Source organism: Rathayibacter rathayi, from assembly GCF_004011095.1.
GTDB classification, from domain to species: Bacteria; Actinomycetota; Actinomycetes; order Actinomycetales; family Microbacteriaceae; genus Rathayibacter; species Rathayibacter rathayi.
This window is the reverse complement of record NZ_CP028129.1, coordinates 2,673,333-2,691,928: the sequence shown is the minus strand read 5'-3', so window position 1 is coordinate 2,691,928 and position 18,596 is coordinate 2,673,333. Positions and strand designations below refer to the sequence as shown.

The following is an 18,596-nucleotide window of genomic DNA, read 5'->3' as shown; positions in this document are numbered from 1 at the left end:
CTGCGGTCGCCGTTCGAGTGTCCAAGCGGCGGAGGAGGTTCCTCCACAGAGGGCGGAGAGGGCCCGATTGTCCACAGATGCGGCCGCGGTCGCCCGCGGCGACGGTCGCCTGCGTAGCGTCGCGGGCATGTCCTTCGAATCGCGGCGCATGGCCGACCTCTCTCCCGAGGAGCGGCCGCGCGAGCGCCTGCGTGCCCGCGGTCCCGAGGCGCTCACCGACGCCGAGACCCTCGCCGTGCTTATCGGCGCCGGTGTCCGCGGCGCCAACGCGACCGTCGTGGCGCAGCGCCTCCTCGCCCGCTTCGGCGGCATCGACGCCGTCGCCCGCGCCGGCGTGAACGATCTGATGCGGCATCGCGGCATCGGTGAGGTCGCCGCCTGCCGGCTGGTCGCCTCCTTCGAGCTGCGGCGGAGGATGAACCGCGCCTCGCGCGCCGCCCGCGTAACCGACGCCGCCGGTCTGGCCGCACTCGTCACTCCGCTGCTCACCGCGCGGCCACTCGAGACAGTGCTCGCCGTGGCGCTCGCCGAGTCCGGAGCCGTGCGCGACGTGCTGACCCTGGCCGACGGCCCTCCCGCGCACGCCGAACTCCCGGTGTCCGCCGTGCTCACCGAGGTGCTCGCGCGGGGAGCCGCGGGCATCGGGCTCGCGCACAGCCACCCGGGCGAGGCGGTCGTGCTCCTCTCCGACCGCGCGGCCACCCGCGCCATCGAGGACGGGGCCCAGGCGTGCGGTCTGCGGTTCCTGGCCCACGTCGTGGTCGGACGCGACGGGTGGGTGGAGGTGCCGCCATGATGCTGCGCCACTTCGCCCGACGCCGCTCCGCTCCGTGCTGCCGCTGCGTCGGTGAGGACATCGTCGCGCGTTCGTGCAAGCCCACGCCGCGGCAGCCTCCGTATGCGGCACCGGGCGTACCGTGGACGCCGACCCACCCCTCTCGACCAGGAGCATCCATGCGAGCAACACTCATCCACGGCGAGCGCGACATCCGACTCGAAGAGGTCCCCGACCCGCAGCTCTCCACCGGGCGCGACGCGATCGTCCGGGTCACGGCGGCCTGCGTCTGCGGCTCCGACCTCTGGCCCTACCGCGGCGTTACGCCCACCAAGGAGGCGCGCCGCATCGGGCACGAGTTCGTCGGAGTGGTCGAGGAGATCGGCGAGGAGGTGCACGATGTCGCGGTCGGCGACTTCGTGATCGCCCCGTTCTACGTCTGCGACGGCACCTGCGTGAACTGCGCGAACGGCGTCTCGACCTCGTGCGTGAACGGCGGCTGGTGGGGCGCAGAGGTGCGCGAGGAGGGGTTCGCCGACGGCGCCCAGGGCGAGAAGGTCCGCGTTCCCCTCGCCGACGGCACGCTCTTCCGGGTCGGCGCCGACCCGGACCCCGCGCTCATCCCCAGCCTGCTCACCCTCGCCGATGTCATGTGCACCGGCCACCACGCCGCCGTCTCGGCCGGTGTCACCGCGGGCTCGACCGTCGCGGTTGTCGGCGACGGGGCGGTCGGCCTCTGCGCGGTCCTCGCCGCGAAGCGCCTGGGCGCCACCACGATCATCGCGATGTCGCGGCACGAGTCGCGGCAGGACCTCGCCCGCCGCTTCGGAGCAACCCACATCGTCGAGACCCGTGGCGACGAGGGCGTGGCGCGCGTTCGCGCGCTGACCGACGGCATCGGCGCGGACTGCGTGCTCGAGTGCGTCGGCAGCAAGGAGTCGATGCAGCAGGCACTCGATTCCGCCCGCCCCGGCGGCATGGTCGGCTACGTCGGCGTTCCCAATGGCGGCCCGGAGCTGCCGGTACGCCAGATGTTTGGCTCGAACGTGGGCGTCAATGGTGGAGTCGCGCCGGTGCGCGGATACATGGCCGAGCTGCTCCCGGACGTGCTCAGCGGCGCGATTGAGCCCGGCCTGGTCTTCGACCTTGAGCTGCCCCTGGAGGAGATTGCCGAGGCGTATGCCGCGATGGACGAGCGCCGCGCGATCAAGACTCTCGTGCGTCCGTAGCGGGTCGCACCGAATCCGCTCGCAGCCCGGCCGATTCGTCCTGCACCACGAGTGCAGCCTGCGAAAAGGTTCTCACTGCCCGCCCACCACGTCTTGAGGGAGTCCCCCTGAACATCGACCGGCTCGCCACTCACTACCGAATCGCCCTGCCTTCGTGGATCGAGGACGCCCTGCGCGACGTCCCCGACGTCCTCCGGAGCCTGGAGGAGCGGATGGCGCTCGTGCACGCGCTCGCCGACCGCAACTTCCGCGAGGGGAACGGCGGCCCGTTCGCGGCGATCGTCGTCGAGCGCGACTCCGGCCGGATCGTCTCGGTCGGAGTGAACGTCGTCCTCGGCAGCGGAGTGTCCTCCGGTCACGCCGAGGTGACGGCGCTCGGACTCGCGCAGACCGCGCTCGGCACCTGGGACCTCGGCGGCGAGGGCCTTCCCGCGCACGACCTGGTGGTCAACTGGCGCCCGTGCGTGCAGTGCTACGGAGCGACGATGTGGTCGGGCGTGCGCCGTCTGGTCATCGCGGGCTCGGGCCCCGAGCTGGAGGAGATCAGCACCTTCGACGAGGGACCGATGCGCGAGGACTGGGCCGCCCAGTTCGAGGCGCGCGGCATCGAGGTCGTCGACGGTGTCCTGCGAGACGAAGCCCTGGACGTGTTCCGCGCCTACCGCGCGTCCGTCGACTCCGGGGCGGCCCGCGTCTACAACGCCCGCGCCGAGTCCTGACGCCGCCCGACGGTCGCCCCGAATGCACGAGATCCTGTGGTTCAGCGAGGGATCTCGTGTCGTCGGTCGGGCCGCCCCTGGTGCGCCGGAGGGCTACCGACGGTTGTCAGCGCGGCGTCAGCGCCACCAGTCGTCGAACATTGACAGCGGCACTTGGCGCTTGTGCTCGGTCGCGGCGTACCGGGCCTCGATCGCCTCGGCGATGGCCGAATCAATGTCGCCGCCCTCGAGGTACGCGTCGAGGTCGGCGTAGGTGAGGCCGAGGTTCGTCTCGTCGGTCTGGCCGGGGTTGTCGTCGAGCAGGTCCGCAGTGGGCGCCTTCTCGTACAGGCGGGCCGGAGCGTCGAGGTTCTCGAGGATCGAGCGACCCTGCCGCTTGGTGAGGCCGGTGAGGGGGAGGACGTCGGCGCCGCCGTCGCCGTACTTGGTGAAGAAGCCGGTGACCGCCTCGGCCGCGTGGTCGGTACCGACGACGAGCATCCCCGTCTGGCCGGCGATCGCATACTGCGCGACCATCCGCATCCGCGCCTTCACATTGCCCTTGACGAAGTCGCTGATCGGCTCGCCGACCGCGTCACCGAATGCCGCCGCGACGCCGGCCACGCCCTGGTGGATGTCGAACACGACCTGGCGGTCGGGCCGAATAAAGGTGAGGGCGAGCTGGGCGTCCTCCTCGTCGGCCTGCACCCGGTAGGGCAGGCGGACCGCGATGAAGGAGGCGTCCCCTCCGCTCGCGCGTACCTGCTCGACCGCGAGCTGGCAGAGTCGGCCGGCCAGGCTCGAATCCTGCCCGCCGCTGATACCGAGGACGAGGCCCTTCGCGCCCGTGCTGCGGAGGTAGTCGGCGAGGAAGCCGCTGCGCCGTTCGACCTCGGCGGCCGGATCGACGGTGGGAGAGACGTGGAGCTCGGAGATGATCTGCTGTTGGACGTCGCGCACGGCCTCACGCTACTCCGGATGCGGTCGCTGAGCTCCACCGGTCGCCGAGGCGGTGGCGACCGTCCGGAAGCGACCGGTGGCCAGCACCCGTCACGAGTCGACCGAACCCCCTGTCCCGAGGCCCTCACCGGCCGCGGCCGATTCTTCGAGTGCTTGCCGGAGCCGCTCATCAAAGGTCATGGTGCCCGTCTCGTCGATCGACGAGACTTTCGTGACGGAACCGCCACGCGCGAAAGAGACGTTCGGGGAGAGCATCGTCGCAACGACTCCGCTGGTTGCTTCTGCACCGCCGGAGTTCGAACCGACCGCGGACGGGTGCGAGCCGCTGGTCCCGTGCAACGTCGACATCGCGCTTGTGCTCGCTTCAGCCGAGCTGCGCGACGATCCGGGCGATGCGCGCCGGAACGGTGTCGTCCTGGAGGCTCGTCACATCGCCGAGCGGTCTGCCGTCGCGGATGTCGCCGAGCAGGCGGCGCATGATCTTGCCGGAGCGTGTCTTGGGCAGATCGGGCACCACCACCACGTCGCGCGGCTTGGCGATCGGCCCGATCGCGGTAGCGACGTGGTCGCGCAGCAGAGCGGAGAGCGACGAGCTGAGTGCGCTCCAGTAGGCCGAGTCCTCCTCGGCCCGGTCGACCGCCTCGTCGGAGGGGATGACGAACGCCGCGATCGCCTGCCCGGTCGTCGCGTCGGCGACTCCGACGACTCCGGCCTCACCGACCGCCGGGTGAGCGACGAGGGCGGATTCGATCTCGATCGTGGAGAGGCGGTGGCCGGAGACGTTGATCACGTCGTCCACGCGGCCGAGCACCCAGATGTCGCCGTCGGCGTCGTATTTCGCGCCGTCTCCGGAAAAGAACCAGCCCTGTGGCGCGTAGCGGGCCCAGTAGGCGTCGCGGTAGCGCTCCGGGTTTCCCCACACGGTTCGCGCGAGCGCCGGCCCGGTGCGGTCGACCACGAGGTAGCCGCCGGATCCGTTCGGGACCCGCTCGCCGTGCTCGTCCACGACCAGGGCGCCGAGCCCGGGCAGAGCGCCGAGTGACGAGCCCGGCTTGAGGGTCGAGACGCCCGGCAGCGGGCACATCACCGCGGCGCCCGTTTCGGATTGCCACCAGGTGTCGACGATCGGGCAGCGCCCGCCGCCGACCGCCTCGTGGAACCAGACCCAGGCCTCGGGGTTGATCGACTCGCCGACCGTGCCGAGCAGGCGCAGGCTCGACAGGTCGTACCGAGCGGGCACCCCCTCGGGGAACCAGGTCATCAGCGTGCGGATCAGTGTCGGGGCCGTGTAGTAGACGGTCACTCCGTAGCGCTCGATGATCTCGAAGTGCCGGGCTGTGTGCGGCGTGTTCGGCGTGCCCTCGTAGATCACCTGGGTCAGCCCGTTCGAGAGCGGGCCGTAGATCTCGTAGGTGTGCGCGGTCACCCAGGCGAGGTCGGCCGTGCACCAGTGCACGTCGTCGGGCTTCGCGTCGAAGACCGCCCAGTGCGTCCACGACGCCTGGGTGAGGTACCCGCCGCTGGTGTGCACCAGCCCCTTCGGCTTCCCGGTCGTGCCGGAGGTGTAGATGATGAACAGCGGCGTCTCGGAGTCGAAGGCCTCAGCCTCGTGGACGTCGCTCTGCGCGTCGACCAGCTCGTGCCACCAGACGTCGCGGCCCGGAGTCCAGGGCACGTCCTGCTCACCGGTGCGGCGGACGACGAGGACGTGTTCGATCGACGCGACGCCCTCGACCGCCTGGTCGGCGCTCGCCTTGACCGGCACCGCTACTCCGCGCCGGAACTGCCCGTCGGTGGTAACCAGGAGCTTCGCCCCGGTGTCCTCCACCCGGAACCGCACTGCCTCGGCAGAGAAGCCGCCGAAGACGAGCGAGTGGATCGCTCCGATGCGGGCGATCGCGAGGGTGATCACCACCGTCTCCGGGATCACCGGCAGGTAGACGACGACGCGGTCGCCCGTGCCGATCCCGAGCGCGGTGAGCGCGTGCGCGGCGCGGGCGACCTCGCGCTGGAGCTGCGCATAGGTGATCGACCGCCGGTCGCCGCGCTCGCCCTCGAAGTGCAGCGCGATCTTCTCGCCGCGCCCCGCGTCTACGTGGCGGTCGACGCAGTTGACCGCCACGTTCAACCGCCCGCCCTCGAACCAGGTCGCACGCGGGACCGAGAGCGAGCCGTCGGGCAGTGGAGCGGCCGGCTCCCAGGTGTGCGCGGTGTGCCAGGGCTCCGCCCAGTCGAGGCGGCGGGCCGCCTCCTCCCAGAAGGCGATCGGATCGGCGGCGGCGCGCGCGTGCTCCTCCGGGCCCGCATTGGCCTGGGCGGCGAAGGCCGCGGGCGGGGGGAATCGCCGGTGCTCGTCGAGCAGGTTCGCAATGGTGTCGCTCACGCTCGGAGCTCCTTTCCGGGCGCTCACGCCCACTTCCTCACGGCGTAGCGCTGGAACACGCCGACCACGGCGTCAGTGAGCTTGCCGAGCACGGCGAGCAGGACGATCGCGAGGAACACCCGGTCGATCCGGCCGTTGTTTTGGCTGTCGATGAGCCGAAATCCCAGGCCCATCGACGAGGCGATCAGCTCGGAGGCGACCAGGAACAGCCAGGACTGGGCGAGAGCGAGGCGCAGCCCCGAGATCACGGAGGGGATCACCGCGGGCAGCTGCACCGTCGTGAAGAGCCGCACGCCCGAGAGCCCGAACGCGCGACCGGCCTCGACGAGGTGCCGGTCGACGTGCCCGAGCGCCGTGGCGACAGTGGTGAAGACGGGGAAGAACGCACCGATCGTGATCAGCGTGATCTTCGACTCCTCGCCGATGCCCATCCAGAGCAGCAGGAGCGGCACCCAGGCCAGCGAGGGCACGGCGCGGATCGCGCCGAGGGTCGGCCCGAGGACCACCTCCCAGACGCGGGAGAGCCCGAACAGCGCACCGACGACGAGTCCGAGAGCTGAGCCGAGGGCGAACCCGATGAGCACCCGCTGCGTCGAGATGGCGACGTCCTGTCCCAGGTCGCCGCGCTGGGCGAGGTCGACTCCGGCTGCCCAGACCATCGCGGGGGAGGGGAACACGGCGACCGAGACCAGCCCGCTCGTCGTCGCGATCTGCCAGGCCGCGAGCAGCAGCACGGGGAGGATCGCCCCGCCCGCGACGACGAACCAGCGCCGCGAGGTGAGCGGCCTGGACCCCGCAGCGCGGTTGTCGCGGAGCCGGCGCTGCGAGGCAGCGACCGAGGGGCTCACCACGGCGAGCCCGGCTGCGCCCGGCGACAGGGTGAGCCCGGTGCTCGCGCGCAGCACATCGGCGTCGGTCGCGGTCTCGTTGTCGCGGATCGTCATCGTCGTCTCCTCGGGTCGCAGTGCAGTCGCAGCGCAGGGGGTGGTGGGCCGCCCCTCACGCCCCGATCGCACCGGGATCGGCCGCTGACGCGTACCTGGTGTCGAGCAGCGAGCTCAGCGCGTCATCGACCTGCTGCTGCGAGGCGACGTCGCCGTTCTCGACGAAGATCGGGCCGATCACGGCGAGCACGTCCGTCTGTGCGGAGCCGGGGACGTGGCCGACGTCGAGGTTGCTGCGCTCGGTGATGACCGTGGTCGCCACCGCCACGTCGAGGCCGGCGACGGAGGCGAGGATGCTCGCCGTCTCGTCCTGGTTCTCGAGCGCCCAGGCGCGGGCGTGCTCGTAGGCGTTCACCACGGTTTGCGCGAGGTCGGGCTTCTCGGCGAGGAAGCTCTCGGTCGCGTTGAGGAGGCCGTAGGAGTTGAAGTCGACGTTGCGGTACAGCAGGGTCGCCCCGGCTGCCTGGGCGCCCGCCATGATCGGGTCAAGGCCCGCCCAGGCATCGACGGAGCCGTTCTGCAGCGCGGCCCAGCCGTCGGCGTGCTGGAGGTTCTGCACGGTCACGTCGCCGATGCCCAGCCCCGCGGCCTCGAGCGCCTGCACCAGGAAGAAGTAGGGGTCGGTGCCCTTGGTGGCCGCGATCTGCTTGCCCTTCAGCTGCTCGACCGAGGTGATCGCCGAGCCGGCGGGGACGACGAGAGCCGACCACTCCGGCTGCGAGAAGATGTTGATCGTCTTAATGGGCGAACCGTTCGAGCGGGCGAGCAGCGCGGCGGAGCCGGCAGTGGAGCCGACGTCGATCGCTCCGGCGCGCAGGGCCTCGTTGGCCTTGTTCGAGCCCGCCGATTGCACCCAGGCGACGGTGACCTGCTGCTCGGCGAGGGCCGCCTCGAGCCAGCCCTTCTCCTTGATGACCAGGCTCAGCGGGTTGTACGTCGCGAAGTCGAGTGTGAGGGTGCCGCCCTGGGTGCCTCCGGCCGCGGTGTCGGCGGCCGCCGCTCCTGCTCCGCCCTCGCCCTGCACGCAGCCCGCGAGGAGCGGGACGGCGGCGGTGAGCAGACCGGCCAGAGCGGTGCGGCGGGTGAGCGGGGAGCTGGTGAGCGGGGAGCTGGTGAACGACATGGGGGCCTCGACTTCGGGATGCGGTGACAGGAGTGAGTGTGGGTGCTGCGGGGGAGCGGTGGTGCGGGGAGGAGCCGGTTCGGTGGAGAGCGGACGGAAACGGCGGCTGTGGAGGGAGGCCACGGCTCTGATCGGTACGGGTCAGGGTCCGGCGTCGCCCTGATCGGCTCGGTGCCGCCCCGCTCGGTGCCGCCCGGCTCAGTGCCGCCCGGCTCGGTGCCGCTCGATGCCGAGCCCCGCGAGCAGCTCGGCGCGGTGCTCGGCGAGTTCCGCCGAGCCGCGGTCGCGGGGCCGCGCACCGGGGACCGTCACGATCCGCTGGATCCGCGAGACGCCTCCGGGCTCCTCGCGCCCGAGGAGCACGATGCGGTCGGCCAACTGCAGGGCCTCGTCGACATCGTGCGTGACGAGCAGGATCGTCGCCGGGGCTGCCGCGTGCACGTCGAGCACCAGGTCCTGCATCCGCAGGCGCGTCAGCGCGTCGAGCGCCCCGAAGGGCTCGTCGAGGAGGAGCACGCCGGGGTTCCGGGCGAGCGCGCGGGCGAGGGAGGCGCGCTGCGCCATCCCTCCGGACACCTCGCGGGGCCGCGAGCGGGCGTGCGCGGTGAGGCCGACCAACGAGAGCAGCTCGTCGACGGCGGCACGGGCAGCTGCTCGGGGCGTGCCGCGCGGCAGGCCGAGCGCGACGTTGTCGGCGATGCTCCGCCACGGCAGCAGTCGCGGCTCCTGGAACGCCACCGCGCACCGCGGCTCGATGCCCGAGACGGGCGCGTCGTCGATCAGCACGGAGCCCTCAGACGCGCTGTCCAGGCCCGCGGCGATGCGCAGCAGCGTCGACTTGCCGCAGCCGCTCGGACCGAGGATCGCGATGACCTCGCCCGCGGCCGCCTCGAGTGAGACGTCCGTCAGCACCGGCGCCCCGGGCGTGAAGGTGCGGCCGACCCCCTCGAAGCGCACGGGGAACGCCGACTGTCCGAGCTCGGCGTCGAAGGCCAGGCTCGTGCGGGCGGCGGGGGTGACGGGCATGTCTCTCCGGACGGCGGGATGGGCGGACGGGCGGGCGGGACGGACAGGCGGATCGTCCGATCGTACGGAGAGGCTCCGGGCACCACAGCGCGGGCCGACACGGGGAGTAACACACAAGGCCTCCCCGGTCCGCGGACGGGGGAGGCCTTCGAGCGTGCGGCGGCTACGCCTGGACGAGCACGAGCTCCTCGAGGGGCAGGCGGGTGCGCGGCGCGGTCTCGCGCTCGCGCAGGGTCTCGTTCGACAGCGCGTCGGCCTCGGCCGCGACTCCGACCGCCGCGATCGTCACCGGGTCGAAGCGCTCGTCGACGCCGAACGCGGTGCGGACGGCATCGTTGTCGAAGCCGGCCATTTGGTGTACGTGCAGGCCCTCGTGGTGTGCCTGGACGCTGAGATGGGCGATCGACTGGCCGAGATCGTAGACGGCCCACGGGCGCGGCTTTCCCTCGGAGTCGACGGTCTCGGCGAGCGCGACGACCAGCACGGCCGCGGAACCAGCCCAGGCGCCGTTGAAGCCCGCGAGGGTCGCGACGATGCGGTCGAACTCGTCGGAGCCGCGGCGGGCGACGATGAAGCGCCACGGCTGCGAGTTGCTGGCGGACGGGGACCAGCGCGCGGCCTCAAGGAGCGAGGCGAGGGTCTCGTCCGAGACGGTCGCGGACGTGTCGTAGGAGCGGGGGCTCCAGCGCTCCGCAAGGACGTCGAGGATCGGGGCGCTGGTCGTGGCGGTGCGGGGGGCGGCGAGGGTCATCGCGGGCTTCTTCCGTGCGGGGACTGGGGGAAGGGCTCCGTTGCCCGCAAGAGGTCAACCGCAGGTGTTCGGCAGGCATTCCCGCCCATGCTGGGTGCGCGCGCCTGGGCGCACGTTCGCCCTCGGACGACCGGGCCGCCTCCGAGCCCCGGAACGGTACGGTGGGAGACGGCGTGGTCACCCCGCGCACCACCATCCACGACTCTGGAGGATCATCCATGACCCAGCACTTCGACGTCGTCGTCCTGGGGGCAGGCCCCGGCGGATACGTGGCCGCAATCCGCGCCGCCCAGCTCGGCAAGTCCGTCGCCGTCGTCGAGAAGCAGTACTGGGGCGGTGTCTGCCTGAATGTGGGCTGCATCCCGTCCAAGGCGCTGCTGCGCAATGCCGAGCTCGCCCACCTCTTCCACACCCAGGCGAAGCAGTTCGGCATCTCCGGCGACGTCTCCTTCGACTTCGGCGCGGCGTTCGACCGCAGCCGCTCGGTCGCGGACGGCCGCACCAAGGGCGTCCACTTCCTGATGAAGAAGAACACGATCGCCGAGTTCGACGGCGTCGGATCTTTCACCGGCCCGAAGGGCCTCGACGTCCAGCTCAGCAAGGGCGGCACGGAGTCGCTGACCTTCGACGACGCGATCATCGCGACCGGCGCGAGCGTCCGCCTCCTCCCCGGCGTTGAGCTCTCCGAGAACGTCGTCACCTACGAGACCCAAATCATGACCCGCGAGCTGCCCGACACGATGGCCATCGTCGGCGCGGGCGCGATCGGCATGGAGTTCGCCTATGTCTTGAAGAACTACGGCGTCGACGTGACGATCATCGAGTTCATGGACCGCGCCCTCCCCAACGAGGACCCGGACGTCTCGAAGGAGATCCAAAAGCAGTACAAGAAGCTGGGCGTCGAGATCCTGACCTCGACCAAGGTCGAGTCGGTCGTCGACAAGGACGGCTACGTCACGGTCACCTACACCGCGAAGGACGGCACGCAGTCGACCCTCGAGGTCGACAAGGTGCTCATGTCCATCGGCTGGGTCCCCCGCACCGAGGGCTTCGGTCTCGAGAACACCGGCGTCGAGCTGACCGAGCGCGGCGCGATCGCAATCGACGACCACATGCGCACCAACGTGCCGCACATCTACGCCATCGGCGACGTCACCGCGAAGCTCCAGCTCGCGCACGTCGCGGAGGCGCAGGGCGTCGTCGCCGCCGAGACCCTCGCCGGCGCCGAGACCCAGACCCTGGGCGACTACCGGATGATGCCGCGCGCGACGTTCTGCCAGCCGCAGATCGCGTCCTTCGGCCTCACCGAGAAGCAGGCGCGCGACGAGGGCCACGAGATCACCGTCTCGACCTTCCCCTTCATGGCGAACGGCAAGGCGCACGGCCTCGGCGAGCCCACCGGCTTCGTGAAGCTCATCGCGAGCAAGAAGTACGGCGAACTCCTCGGTGCGCACATGATCGGACCGGACGTCTCCGAGCTGCTCCCCGAGCTCACCCTCGCCCAGAAGTGGGACCTCACCGCGACCGAGCTGGCCCGCAATGTGCACACCCACCCGACGCTGTCGGAGGCACTGCAGGAGGGCTTCCACGGCCTGAAGGGGCACATGATCAACATGTAGGGCTCGTCCCTCCGCCTCCTCCGGCTCGCAGGATCCCGCTCGGTTCGTCCGATCGCGCGGTTCCTGCGAGCCGGAGTTGTTTCCGGGCGTCCGAGCGGTGCGGCAGGGCGTCAGAAGAGGGTCGGCTCGGCAGGAGGACCTGCCGTGGTCTCCTGATCCCGCTTCAGGAGCCGGAGGAAGGCGTGGTTGACGAACAACCGCTCCCGCCCGATCGGAGTCTCGGTGAGAATCCCGCGCTCGACCATCGCGGACAGCCACGAGCGCGCAGTCGGACGGGAGACTCCGCATCGGGCCATCACCGTCCGGATGCGGCAGTACGGCTCCTCGAACAGCACCTCGAGAAGATCGGCGTTCGCGCCCCCGGGCAGCGCACTCCGCACCTCCTCGCGCACCGTCTCCCGCAGCGCACCGATCCATTCCTCCGCACCCTCTGAAGTGACGGCGAGCAGCAGGCGAACGGGCGGATGGCCTCGAACTGGTAGTGCGCGGTCGCCATGACGATCAGTGGATCGAGCCCCTCAGGCTCGTGGATGAACGTCTCCCAATTAAACAAGGGAATTGGTGATCGTTCCGACTCCGACCGGGGGCGCGTAGGCGTGCTCCCCGCTCGGTACCGCAGCGCCTCGCGCGTGGCGGGATCGGCGGCGGCGTCCTCATCGTCGGCGAAGCGGAAGAGCTCGTCCGACGTGGTGACGATGTTCTCGATCTCGGAGCTCGCCTGCGCTTCGAGGAGCTGGATGCTGTTCACCAGAACCGCGGGATTCGGGAGCGAGGAGAGCAGAGCTCGACGTGTAAAGAATCGAGCAGTTTCTTCAAACGAAACTCGGACGGTGCAAAAGACTTGCTACGACGAACAGGACGTTCCCGCTACCGTGACCGGATGGATCCGCTGCTGCTCGACCGACTCGCCGCCGACGCCTGGCCCGCGCTCGTGCGACGTCCGCTCGGCGCGTGGGAACTGCGCGCCTCCGCGGGTGTGACCAAGCGCGCCAACTCGCTGCTCGCCTCCGGAGACGTCGCCGACCAGGCGGCCGCCCTCGACGCGGCGGAGGCGTTCGCCCGCGAGCACGGCATCGCGCCCCTCGTGCAGGTCGGCCCGCCGAGTCCCGCCGGGCTGACCGGGCTCCTCGCCGAGCGGGGCGCCACGCCGGTCGACCGCACGCTCGTGCTGACCGGGTCGGTCCAGGAGGCGCTCGCCGCACTGCCTGCGTTGCCGACGCCCATCCGCCTCGCCCCGGCTCCCGACGAGGACTGGCTCGCCCTCTGGTGGTCGGTCGACGGACGCGGAGGAGCGGAGGCGCGCGCGGTCGCCGAGCGCATCCTCACGGGCTGTCCCTCCTCCTACGCCCTCGCCATCGGCGGCGACGGCCCCGCGGCGACCGGCCGTCTCGCCGTCGTCACGGCACAGGACGGAGAACTCTGGGGCGGCCTCTTCGGCCTGGCGACCCGGCCCGACGCGCGCCGACGCGGCCTCGCCTCTGCCGTCGTCCGCGCCCTCCTCGAGGAGGCGTCGCGCCGCGGAATCGAGCGCTTCTGGCTCCAGGTGCTCGCCGACAACGCTGCCGCCCGCCGCCTCTACGCATCCCTTGGCTGCCGCGAATCCTCCTGGTACGAGTACTGGCGCTACCCCCCTCCCCCCTCCCCCTCCCCCTCCCCTCTTCCCCCTCTCGCGAGATGCCACTTATGAGCGCGACACGCCGGTGAAGACGCGCATAAGTGGCATCTCGCGGGAGGGGGAAGGAGGGAGGGGGAGGAAGGGGGGCGGGGAGGGTTAGGTGTTTGCGAGGACGGCGCGGGCGACGGCCTCGGCCTTCGTCGCGTCGCCGGTGACGGTCACGCGCCACCAGACGTCCTCGGCCAGCGCGTCGATCTCGCAGACGCCCGCCGCGCAGCCGGTGAGGGCCTTCTCGCCGAAGCCGTCGAGCGGCTCGAGCGGGATCGCCAGGCCGGAGGTCAGCGAGAGGTTGCGCCAGCCGTCGTCCCCGTTCGGCAGCGCATCGACGGTCACGCCCGAGTAGGCCGCGCTGGCCGCGTCGCTCCAGCTGCAGGAGGTGTACCCGGCTCGGGCCGCCGCCGCAGCGGATGCCGTGGTCGCCGTCCCCGTCCCGGCCGCCGCTGTCGGCTGGGCGAGCCCGGCGGCTCCGGTGAGCTGCTCGCCGGTGAGGACCTCGGTGCAGACGGGCGACGGAGCGGTCACCGGCTCGTCGAGGGTGCCCAGAGTCGTCGCGGCCGTGCTGGTCGCCAGCGCCGCGAGGTCGACTCCGGCCGCTGCTCCTCGCAGCTGCAGGGTTACCCAGGTGGCGCCGGCGAGCAGGTCGAGGTCGCAGCTGCCGTCGGTGCAGGATCCGTACGCCTCGACGTCTGTCGCGAGCCGCGGGCCCGGCCGGCCGGCGAACGCCTCCGCCGCATCCTCCACGGCCGCCGCGGTGACCGACGCATCCCCGTCGTACCAGGCGCAGCGGAGCAGTCCGCCGCTGTCCTCCGCCGCCTCGCGGATCAGCTCGCCCGAGGAGCGCGTCGTCACCTCGCGGCTGCCTTCGAGGCCGCTGCGGGCGACCCCCAGGGCCGTGGCCGCGCGCGACGCGGGCAGGAGGGAGTCGCAGCCCAGCCGGGTCGAGATGGTGGGCGAGGCCGTCGCAGTGGTTGGCGGAGTCGCCGAGGGTGTAGCGGTCGGCGACGGCGTCGGCGCGTCGTCCGAGCGTTCGGCCGTGGTGCAGCCGCTCAGCCCGACAAGGAGCGCCAGCGCGACTCCGATCGCCGCCGCGCGCGGGGAGCGCGCCTTCACGCGGCCAGCTCGCGCTCGATCGCCGTGGCGAACCCGTCGATGTCGTCCTCCGTGGTGTCGAAGGAGCAGACCCAGCGGACCTCGCCGGTCGCCGGGTTCCAGTCGTAGAAACGATAGGCGGCGCGGAGCCGGTCGGCGACTCCGGGCGGCAGCGTCGCGAACACCGCGTTCGCCTGGGTCTGCTGCGTGAATTCGAGCCCACTGATTCGGCCGTCAGCGATCGCCGCCTCGAGCCCCGATCGCAGCCGCGCCGCCATCGCGTTCGCGTGCCGAGCCGAGCGGAGCCACAGGGGTTCCTCCTCGCCGCCGCCGTCGAGCAGGGCGAGCAGCTGCGCCGAGAGGAAGCGCATCTTGGAGGAGAGCTGCATGTTGGTCTTGCGGAGGAAGGTGAGTCCGGTCGAGGCCGCCGGGTCGAGCACGACGATCGCCTCGCCGAGCAGAATGCCGTTCTTAGTGCCGCCGAACGAGAGCACGTCGACTCCTGCGTCCGTGGTGAAGGAGCGCAGCGGCAGGCCGAGCGCGGCGGCCGCGTTCGCAATCCGCGCGCCGTCCATGTGCAACCGCATGCCGAGGCCGTGCGCGTGCACGGCCAGCGCGCGCACCTCCTCCGGGGTGTAGACGGTGCCGAGCTCGGAGGACTGCGTGATCGAAACCACGAGCGGTTGGGCGCGGTGCTCGTCGCCGAATCCCCACGCCTCTCGGTCGACCAGGGCGGGGGTGAGCTTGCCGTCGGGCGTCGGCACGGTCAGGATCTTGATCCCGCCGACTTTCTCGGGTGCCCCGCCCTCGTCGGAGGTGATGTGTGCGGTGGCGGCCGAAACGACGGCGCCCCACCGGGGGAGCATCGACTGTAGGCCGGTGACGTTGGCGCCCGTGCCGTTGAAGACGGGGAAGGCCTGCGCCTGCTCGCCGAACTCGCGGCGGAACGCCTCCTGCAGCCGCTCGGTGTACACGTCCTCGCCGTACGCGACCTGGTGCGCCCCGTTAGCCGCGGCGATCGCGGCGAGGACCTCGTCGTGCACTCCGGAGTAGTTGTCGGAGGCGAAGCCGCGGACGTCGGGATCGTGCAGAGCGCTCATCCCTCCATCTTCGCAGCCCTCCGCCCCGGAGGCGCCTCCCGGCATTCGTGCTGTCCTTCGCGTGTCTCGGGCAGGTGAACGGACAACGCCCCGAAAGGCGATTGTCGTCAAGAAGTTGGTATCGGCTGGGCGGCAGGCCACTCTTGACGTATGCGCATGGACACGACGGGAGCTGTACGCGACATGCCTGCCCCTCCTGGGGTGGACGAGATCGCGGCTCGCTTCGGCGATCCCGTTCTCGCGTTCGCGCCGCAGCCACGGCTGGAGGAGTTCGCCGCGGCGCAGACGATGGCCCTGGGCCGCTTTGTCGAGATCTCGCTCTCGTACTCCTTCTTCAAGAATCCGCGCAATCGGGCCGACCCGGTGAATCACGTCCCGCTGACGCCCGAGCAGAAGCGCGCGATCGAGCGAGCCGAGCACGACCACCTGCCGCCGTGGATGGTTGACCAGGTGACGCGGATGCGGTACCCGGTGCTCTGGGAGGCGGTGCGCACCTCCGTGCCGATCCCCGCTGAGCGCAGCCGACCCCTGGAGTCGCGTCTCGCGGCGCACATGGGTGACGTGCTCCGTAACACCTTCCCGGGCCGTGTGCGCAGCCGTCGCGGCGGGATGCCGGTGGTCGCCGCCGCTCTCCGCGATGAGGATGTCGTGCGCGGCGTTCCGGTGATCGTGGACGGGGAGGCGCTGCGCGGATATCGCGTGGACTCCGATCCGGATGTGGTCGCGGTCGGCGCCCGCGTCGACGGCCGCTATATGACGGTCGTGCTCGATCGCAAGATCGTGCCGGACATCCGGATGGAGTTCGTCCGCCGCAACCCGCCCCGTCCGGCGGCCCCGTCCTCGCGGCGCTGACCACCGGGTCGACCCGCGCATCATCTGGCGGGCTGAACCAGCGCGTCCCGCCAGGCTCGTGCGGACGTCTGGACGCCGTTCACCGGGCGCAGCGTGGCGGTGAATGAGCGGCTCATGGGTCGAAGGTGGCGGGAGAGATCCCCCAGGAGGTTCAGCTGCTCGATGAAGCGTGCGCTGATCGCCGAGCGCAAGAAGGCCGCGGATGTCCCGCTCGATGACCAACAGGCAAACCTGCACATACGATGAACACAGTGGACATCCGGTGCTCACGATTGCCCGGGCACGGCGATCCCGTGCTCGTACGCGAACACCACCGCCTGGATCCGATCGCGCACCCCGAGCTTCATCAGGATCTTCGAGACGTGCGTCTTCACGGTCGCCTCGCCCACGAACAGCTCGGCCGCGATCTCCGCGTTCGACCAGCCCCGCGCCAGGTGCACCAGAACCTCGCGCTCGCGGTCCGTCAGCTCCGCGACTCCGGGGTGCTCGACGGCCGCGGGCGGCCGGTCCGGGCCGGTGGCAAACCGCTCGATCACGCGCCGCGTAACGTCCGGGGTGAGCATCGCATCGCCGCGAGCCACCACCTGCACGGCCTCTACCAGTTCCTCCGGCGACGCATTCTTGAGCAGGAACCCGCTCGCGCCAGCCGAGAGGGCTTCGAAAAGGTAGTCGTCGCGGTCGAAGGTGGTCAGGATGAGTACCCGCGAGCACAGGCGCGGGTCGGCGACGATCTCCCGGGTAGCTGCCAGACCGTCGAGCCCGGGCATCTGCACGTCCATGCAGATCACGTCGGGGCAGAGTTCCGCGGCGCGCTGCAGGGCTTCGAAGCCGGTGCGCGCCTCACCGACGACCTCGATTCCCGGCTCGGACTCGAGGATGATGCGAAAGCCCGCGCGGACGAGCTCCTGATCGTCGACGAGCAGCACGCGCAGGTGCTCGGTCATGGGTGGTCCCCGCTCGCTTGCCTCTGGCGCCCCCACGACGCCTCCGATGACGCTACCGGGTCGCCCGCCCCCGGATCGCCCGCTACCGGGATGCTCGCCCGGACGGGGGACAGCGGGACCCGGGCGTGCACGAGATACCCTCCGCCCCTCGGCCCCATCTCGATGCAACCGCCGACCGCCGCCGCTCGCTCGCTCATGCCGGTGTGGCCCAGCCCGCAGGAGGCAGGGGCGCTCGGGTGCGGGCCGGAGCCGCCGTCGTCGGCGATCTCGAGTTCGACGACGTCGGGGGCGTACCGCAGGCGCACCTCGGCATGCGCGCCGCGTCCCGCGTGCTTGCGGACGTTCGTGAGCGACTCCTGCGCGATGCGGTAGAGGCTCAGCCCCACCGTCGCCGGGATCTCGCGGGGCGTGCCGAGTGTGCGGAACGCGGTGGGCAGTCCTGAGCCGCTCGAGGCGGCCACCAGCTCTTCGAGCTGGGCGATTCCGCGGGTCGAGGCAGCGTCGGTGAGCGGATTCGGGACCGCGTCTTCGGCGCGCAGAGCGACCAGGATGCGGTGCAGCTCCTCGATTGCCGAGCGCGCGTCGCTCTCGATCGCGCTGAGGGAGGCTGCCGCCTGCTCGCGATCGCGCGCCAGCACCCGCCGCGCCGCTCCGGCCTGCACCCCCATCACGCTGACGTGATGCGCGACCACGTCGTGCAGCTCGCGCGCGATCCGTAGCCGCTCCGAGGACAGCGCCCGCTGGGAGGACCGCTCGCGCTCGTCATCGAGCTCTGCTGTGCGTGCCTTGAGCGCTTCGAGCCGCCGGACCGACTGCCAGGATGCCTCGCCGAAGACGTAGGAGCTGCCGAAGTAGAGCAGGTTGGTGACCACCGCGAGGGCCGACTCCGCCGCGTATGGCGAGAGCAGGCCGGGGGAGTCGTCGACCGGTACCGAGCTGCCGAAGTACTCGCCGGTGGCCAGCGTGGTGAGCAGCCAGCTCAGCATCCCGACCGCAATCACCACTCGGACGACGAGGGCCGCCCGCCGATTCCGGCCCCACGCGCCGACGGTGTACAGGGCGAGGAATAGGCAGATCTGACCGAACAGCGACTCCGGCACCTGCAGCACGATCCCGAGCGCGTAGACGACCGAGAGGACCACCGCGATGCTCCCGGGGAAGCGCCGACGCAGCGCGAGCGGGAGCGTGATCGAGCCGGCCCACAGAGCGCTGACGATCGGGTGCGTCGCATCGGGGAAACCCGCGGAGGTGTACAGCGCGACGGAGGTGAGCGTCGCCATCAGCAGCACCCCCGCGGTGACCGCGTCGCGCGCGTAGCCCGAGCGGCTCGGAGTTCGCCGGACCCAGCCCGCGTCGAGCGGGTCCGCGGCGGCGTCACCTGAGGGCATACGCCCCACGCTAACCGACGACGGTCAGTCGGCGGGGCCA

At 71.3% G+C, this 18,596-nt stretch carries 19 protein-coding genes; 6 read left to right on the top strand and 13 right to left on the bottom strand.

All coding sequences use genetic code 11. The annotated features are described in order from the left end of the window. Nucleotides 1–148: 148 nt before the first annotated feature. The 3 genes from C1O28_RS13015 (at nt 149) to C1O28_RS13005 (ending at nt 2,723) form a co-directional block, all read left to right on the top strand. Entirely contained in the window at nt 149–796 is a 648-nt protein-coding gene (locus C1O28_RS13015; protein WP_127821532.1) for a JAB domain-containing protein, read from the top strand. A gap of 158 nt (nt 797–954) precedes the next feature. Then, the gene (locus C1O28_RS13010) at nt 955–2,004 is read left to right on the top strand and encodes a zinc-dependent alcohol dehydrogenase family protein (protein ID WP_097167170.1); all 1,050 of its coding nucleotides are present in this window, start codon (nt 955–957) and stop codon (nt 2,002–2,004) included. A 212-nt stretch (nt 2,005–2,216) separates the two neighbouring features. Next, nucleotides 2,217–2,723 (top strand): nucleoside deaminase, encoded by a 507-nt coding sequence (locus C1O28_RS13005; protein ID WP_202129628.1) that lies wholly within the window; start codon nt 2,217–2,219, stop codon nt 2,721–2,723. A gap of 117 nt (nt 2,724–2,840) precedes the next feature. Here C1O28_RS13005 and nadE read toward each other — a convergent pair whose 3' ends face one another. The 7 genes from nadE to C1O28_RS12970 all read right to left on the bottom strand — a co-directional run bounded on the left by nadE (nt 2,841) and on the right by C1O28_RS12970 (nt 9,889). Beyond that, the gene (gene nadE, locus C1O28_RS13000; protein WP_097167168.1) at nt 2,841–3,662 is read right to left on the bottom strand and encodes an ammonia-dependent NAD(+) synthetase; all 822 of its coding nucleotides are present in this window, start codon (nt 3,660–3,662) and stop codon (nt 2,841–2,843) included. A gap of 90 nt (nt 3,663–3,752) precedes the next feature. Further along, on the bottom strand, nt 3,753–4,010 hold the full coding sequence (locus C1O28_RS12995; RefSeq protein ID WP_097167167.1) for a hypothetical protein: 258 nt from the start codon (nt 4,008–4,010) through the stop codon (nt 3,753–3,755). Between the two features lie 16 nt (nt 4,011–4,026). Beyond that, complete coding sequence (gene acs, locus C1O28_RS12990) at nt 4,027–6,045, bottom strand: acetate--CoA ligase (RefSeq protein WP_097167166.1); 2,019 nt, start codon at nt 6,043–6,045, stop codon at nt 4,027–4,029. 23 nt (nt 6,046–6,068) lie between these two features. Next, nucleotides 6,069–6,989, bottom strand: a complete 921-nt coding sequence (locus C1O28_RS12985; RefSeq protein ID WP_097167165.1) for an ABC transporter permease — start codon at nt 6,987–6,989, stop codon at nt 6,069–6,071. A gap of 55 nt (nt 6,990–7,044) precedes the next feature. Then, entirely contained in the window at nt 7,045–8,112 is a 1,068-nt protein-coding gene (locus tag C1O28_RS12980; protein ID WP_097167164.1) for an aliphatic sulfonate ABC transporter substrate-binding protein, read from the bottom strand. A 198-nt stretch (nt 8,113–8,310) separates the two neighbouring features. After that, nucleotides 8,311–9,138: an ABC transporter ATP-binding protein gene (locus tag C1O28_RS12975; RefSeq protein ID WP_097167163.1), complete on the bottom strand. Its 828-nt coding sequence runs from the start codon at nt 9,136–9,138 to the stop codon at nt 8,311–8,313. A 163-nt stretch (nt 9,139–9,301) separates the two neighbouring features. Continuing rightward, a complete protein-coding gene (locus C1O28_RS12970) occupies nt 9,302–9,889 on the bottom strand; it encodes a nitroreductase family protein (protein WP_097167162.1) in 588 nt (195 codons plus the stop codon). A 218-nt stretch (nt 9,890–10,107) separates the two neighbouring features. Between C1O28_RS12970 and lpdA the strand changes: the two genes are divergently transcribed. After that, nucleotides 10,108–11,508, top strand: coding sequence for a dihydrolipoyl dehydrogenase (gene lpdA / locus C1O28_RS12965; RefSeq protein ID WP_097167161.1), 1,401 nt, complete (start codon nt 10,108–10,110; stop codon nt 11,506–11,508). Nucleotides 11,509–11,618: 110 nt separating this feature from the next. Here lpdA and C1O28_RS15325 read toward each other — a convergent pair whose 3' ends face one another. Together C1O28_RS15325 and C1O28_RS16160 are read right to left on the bottom strand one after the other, a co-directional pair. Then, nucleotides 11,619–11,900, bottom strand: a complete 282-nt coding sequence (locus C1O28_RS15325) for a helix-turn-helix domain-containing protein (RefSeq protein WP_146077054.1) — start codon at nt 11,898–11,900, stop codon at nt 11,619–11,621. Beyond that, a complete protein-coding gene (locus tag C1O28_RS16160; protein ID WP_097167159.1) occupies nt 11,804–12,289 on the bottom strand; it encodes a Fic/DOC family N-terminal domain-containing protein in 486 nt (161 codons plus the stop codon). The genes C1O28_RS15325 and C1O28_RS16160 overlap by 97 nt, the downstream gene beginning before the upstream one ends. 99 nt (nt 12,290–12,388) lie before the next feature. Here C1O28_RS16160 and C1O28_RS12955 point away from each other — a divergent pair, with 99 nt between their 5' ends. After that, nucleotides 12,389–13,195 (top strand): GNAT family N-acetyltransferase, encoded by an 807-nt coding sequence (locus C1O28_RS12955; RefSeq protein ID WP_127821531.1) that lies wholly within the window; start codon nt 12,389–12,391, stop codon nt 13,193–13,195. Nucleotides 13,196–13,279: 84 nt separating this feature from the next. On the opposite strand, the gene C1O28_RS12950 is transcribed toward C1O28_RS12955, so the two are convergent. Both C1O28_RS12950 and C1O28_RS12945 read right to left on the bottom strand, forming a co-directional pair. Further along, nucleotides 13,280–14,293 carry a hypothetical protein gene (locus C1O28_RS12950; RefSeq protein WP_104249199.1) on the bottom strand — a complete coding sequence of 338 codons (1,014 nt, stop codon included), beginning with the start codon at nt 14,291–14,293 and terminating at the stop codon, nt 13,280–13,282. Continuing rightward, nucleotides 14,290–15,372 (bottom strand): threonine aldolase family protein, encoded by a 1,083-nt coding sequence (locus C1O28_RS12945; RefSeq protein WP_097167157.1) that lies wholly within the window; start codon nt 15,370–15,372, stop codon nt 14,290–14,292. The genes C1O28_RS12950 and C1O28_RS12945 overlap by 4 nt, the downstream gene beginning before the upstream one ends. Before the next feature lie 183 nt (nt 15,373–15,555). Here C1O28_RS12945 and C1O28_RS12940 point away from each other — a divergent pair, with 183 nt between their 5' ends. Beyond that, nucleotides 15,556–16,224: a hypothetical protein gene (locus C1O28_RS12940; RefSeq protein WP_133115540.1), complete on the top strand. Its 669-nt coding sequence runs from the start codon at nt 15,556–15,558 to the stop codon at nt 16,222–16,224. Nucleotides 16,225–16,490: 266 nt separating this feature from the next. Here the strand turns inward: C1O28_RS12940 and C1O28_RS12935 are convergent, their stop codons facing one another. Together C1O28_RS12935 and C1O28_RS12930 are read right to left on the bottom strand one after the other, a co-directional pair. After that, nucleotides 16,491–17,168 carry a response regulator gene (locus tag C1O28_RS12935; protein WP_097167155.1) on the bottom strand — a complete coding sequence of 226 codons (678 nt, stop codon included), beginning with the start codon at nt 17,166–17,168 and terminating at the stop codon, nt 16,491–16,493. Further along, nucleotides 17,165–18,556 (bottom strand): sensor histidine kinase, encoded by a 1,392-nt coding sequence (locus tag C1O28_RS12930; RefSeq protein ID WP_097167154.1) that lies wholly within the window; start codon nt 18,554–18,556, stop codon nt 17,165–17,167. Before C1O28_RS12930 ends, C1O28_RS12935 begins: the two co-directional genes overlap by 4 nt. Between the last annotated feature and the right edge of the window lie 40 nt (nt 18,557–18,596).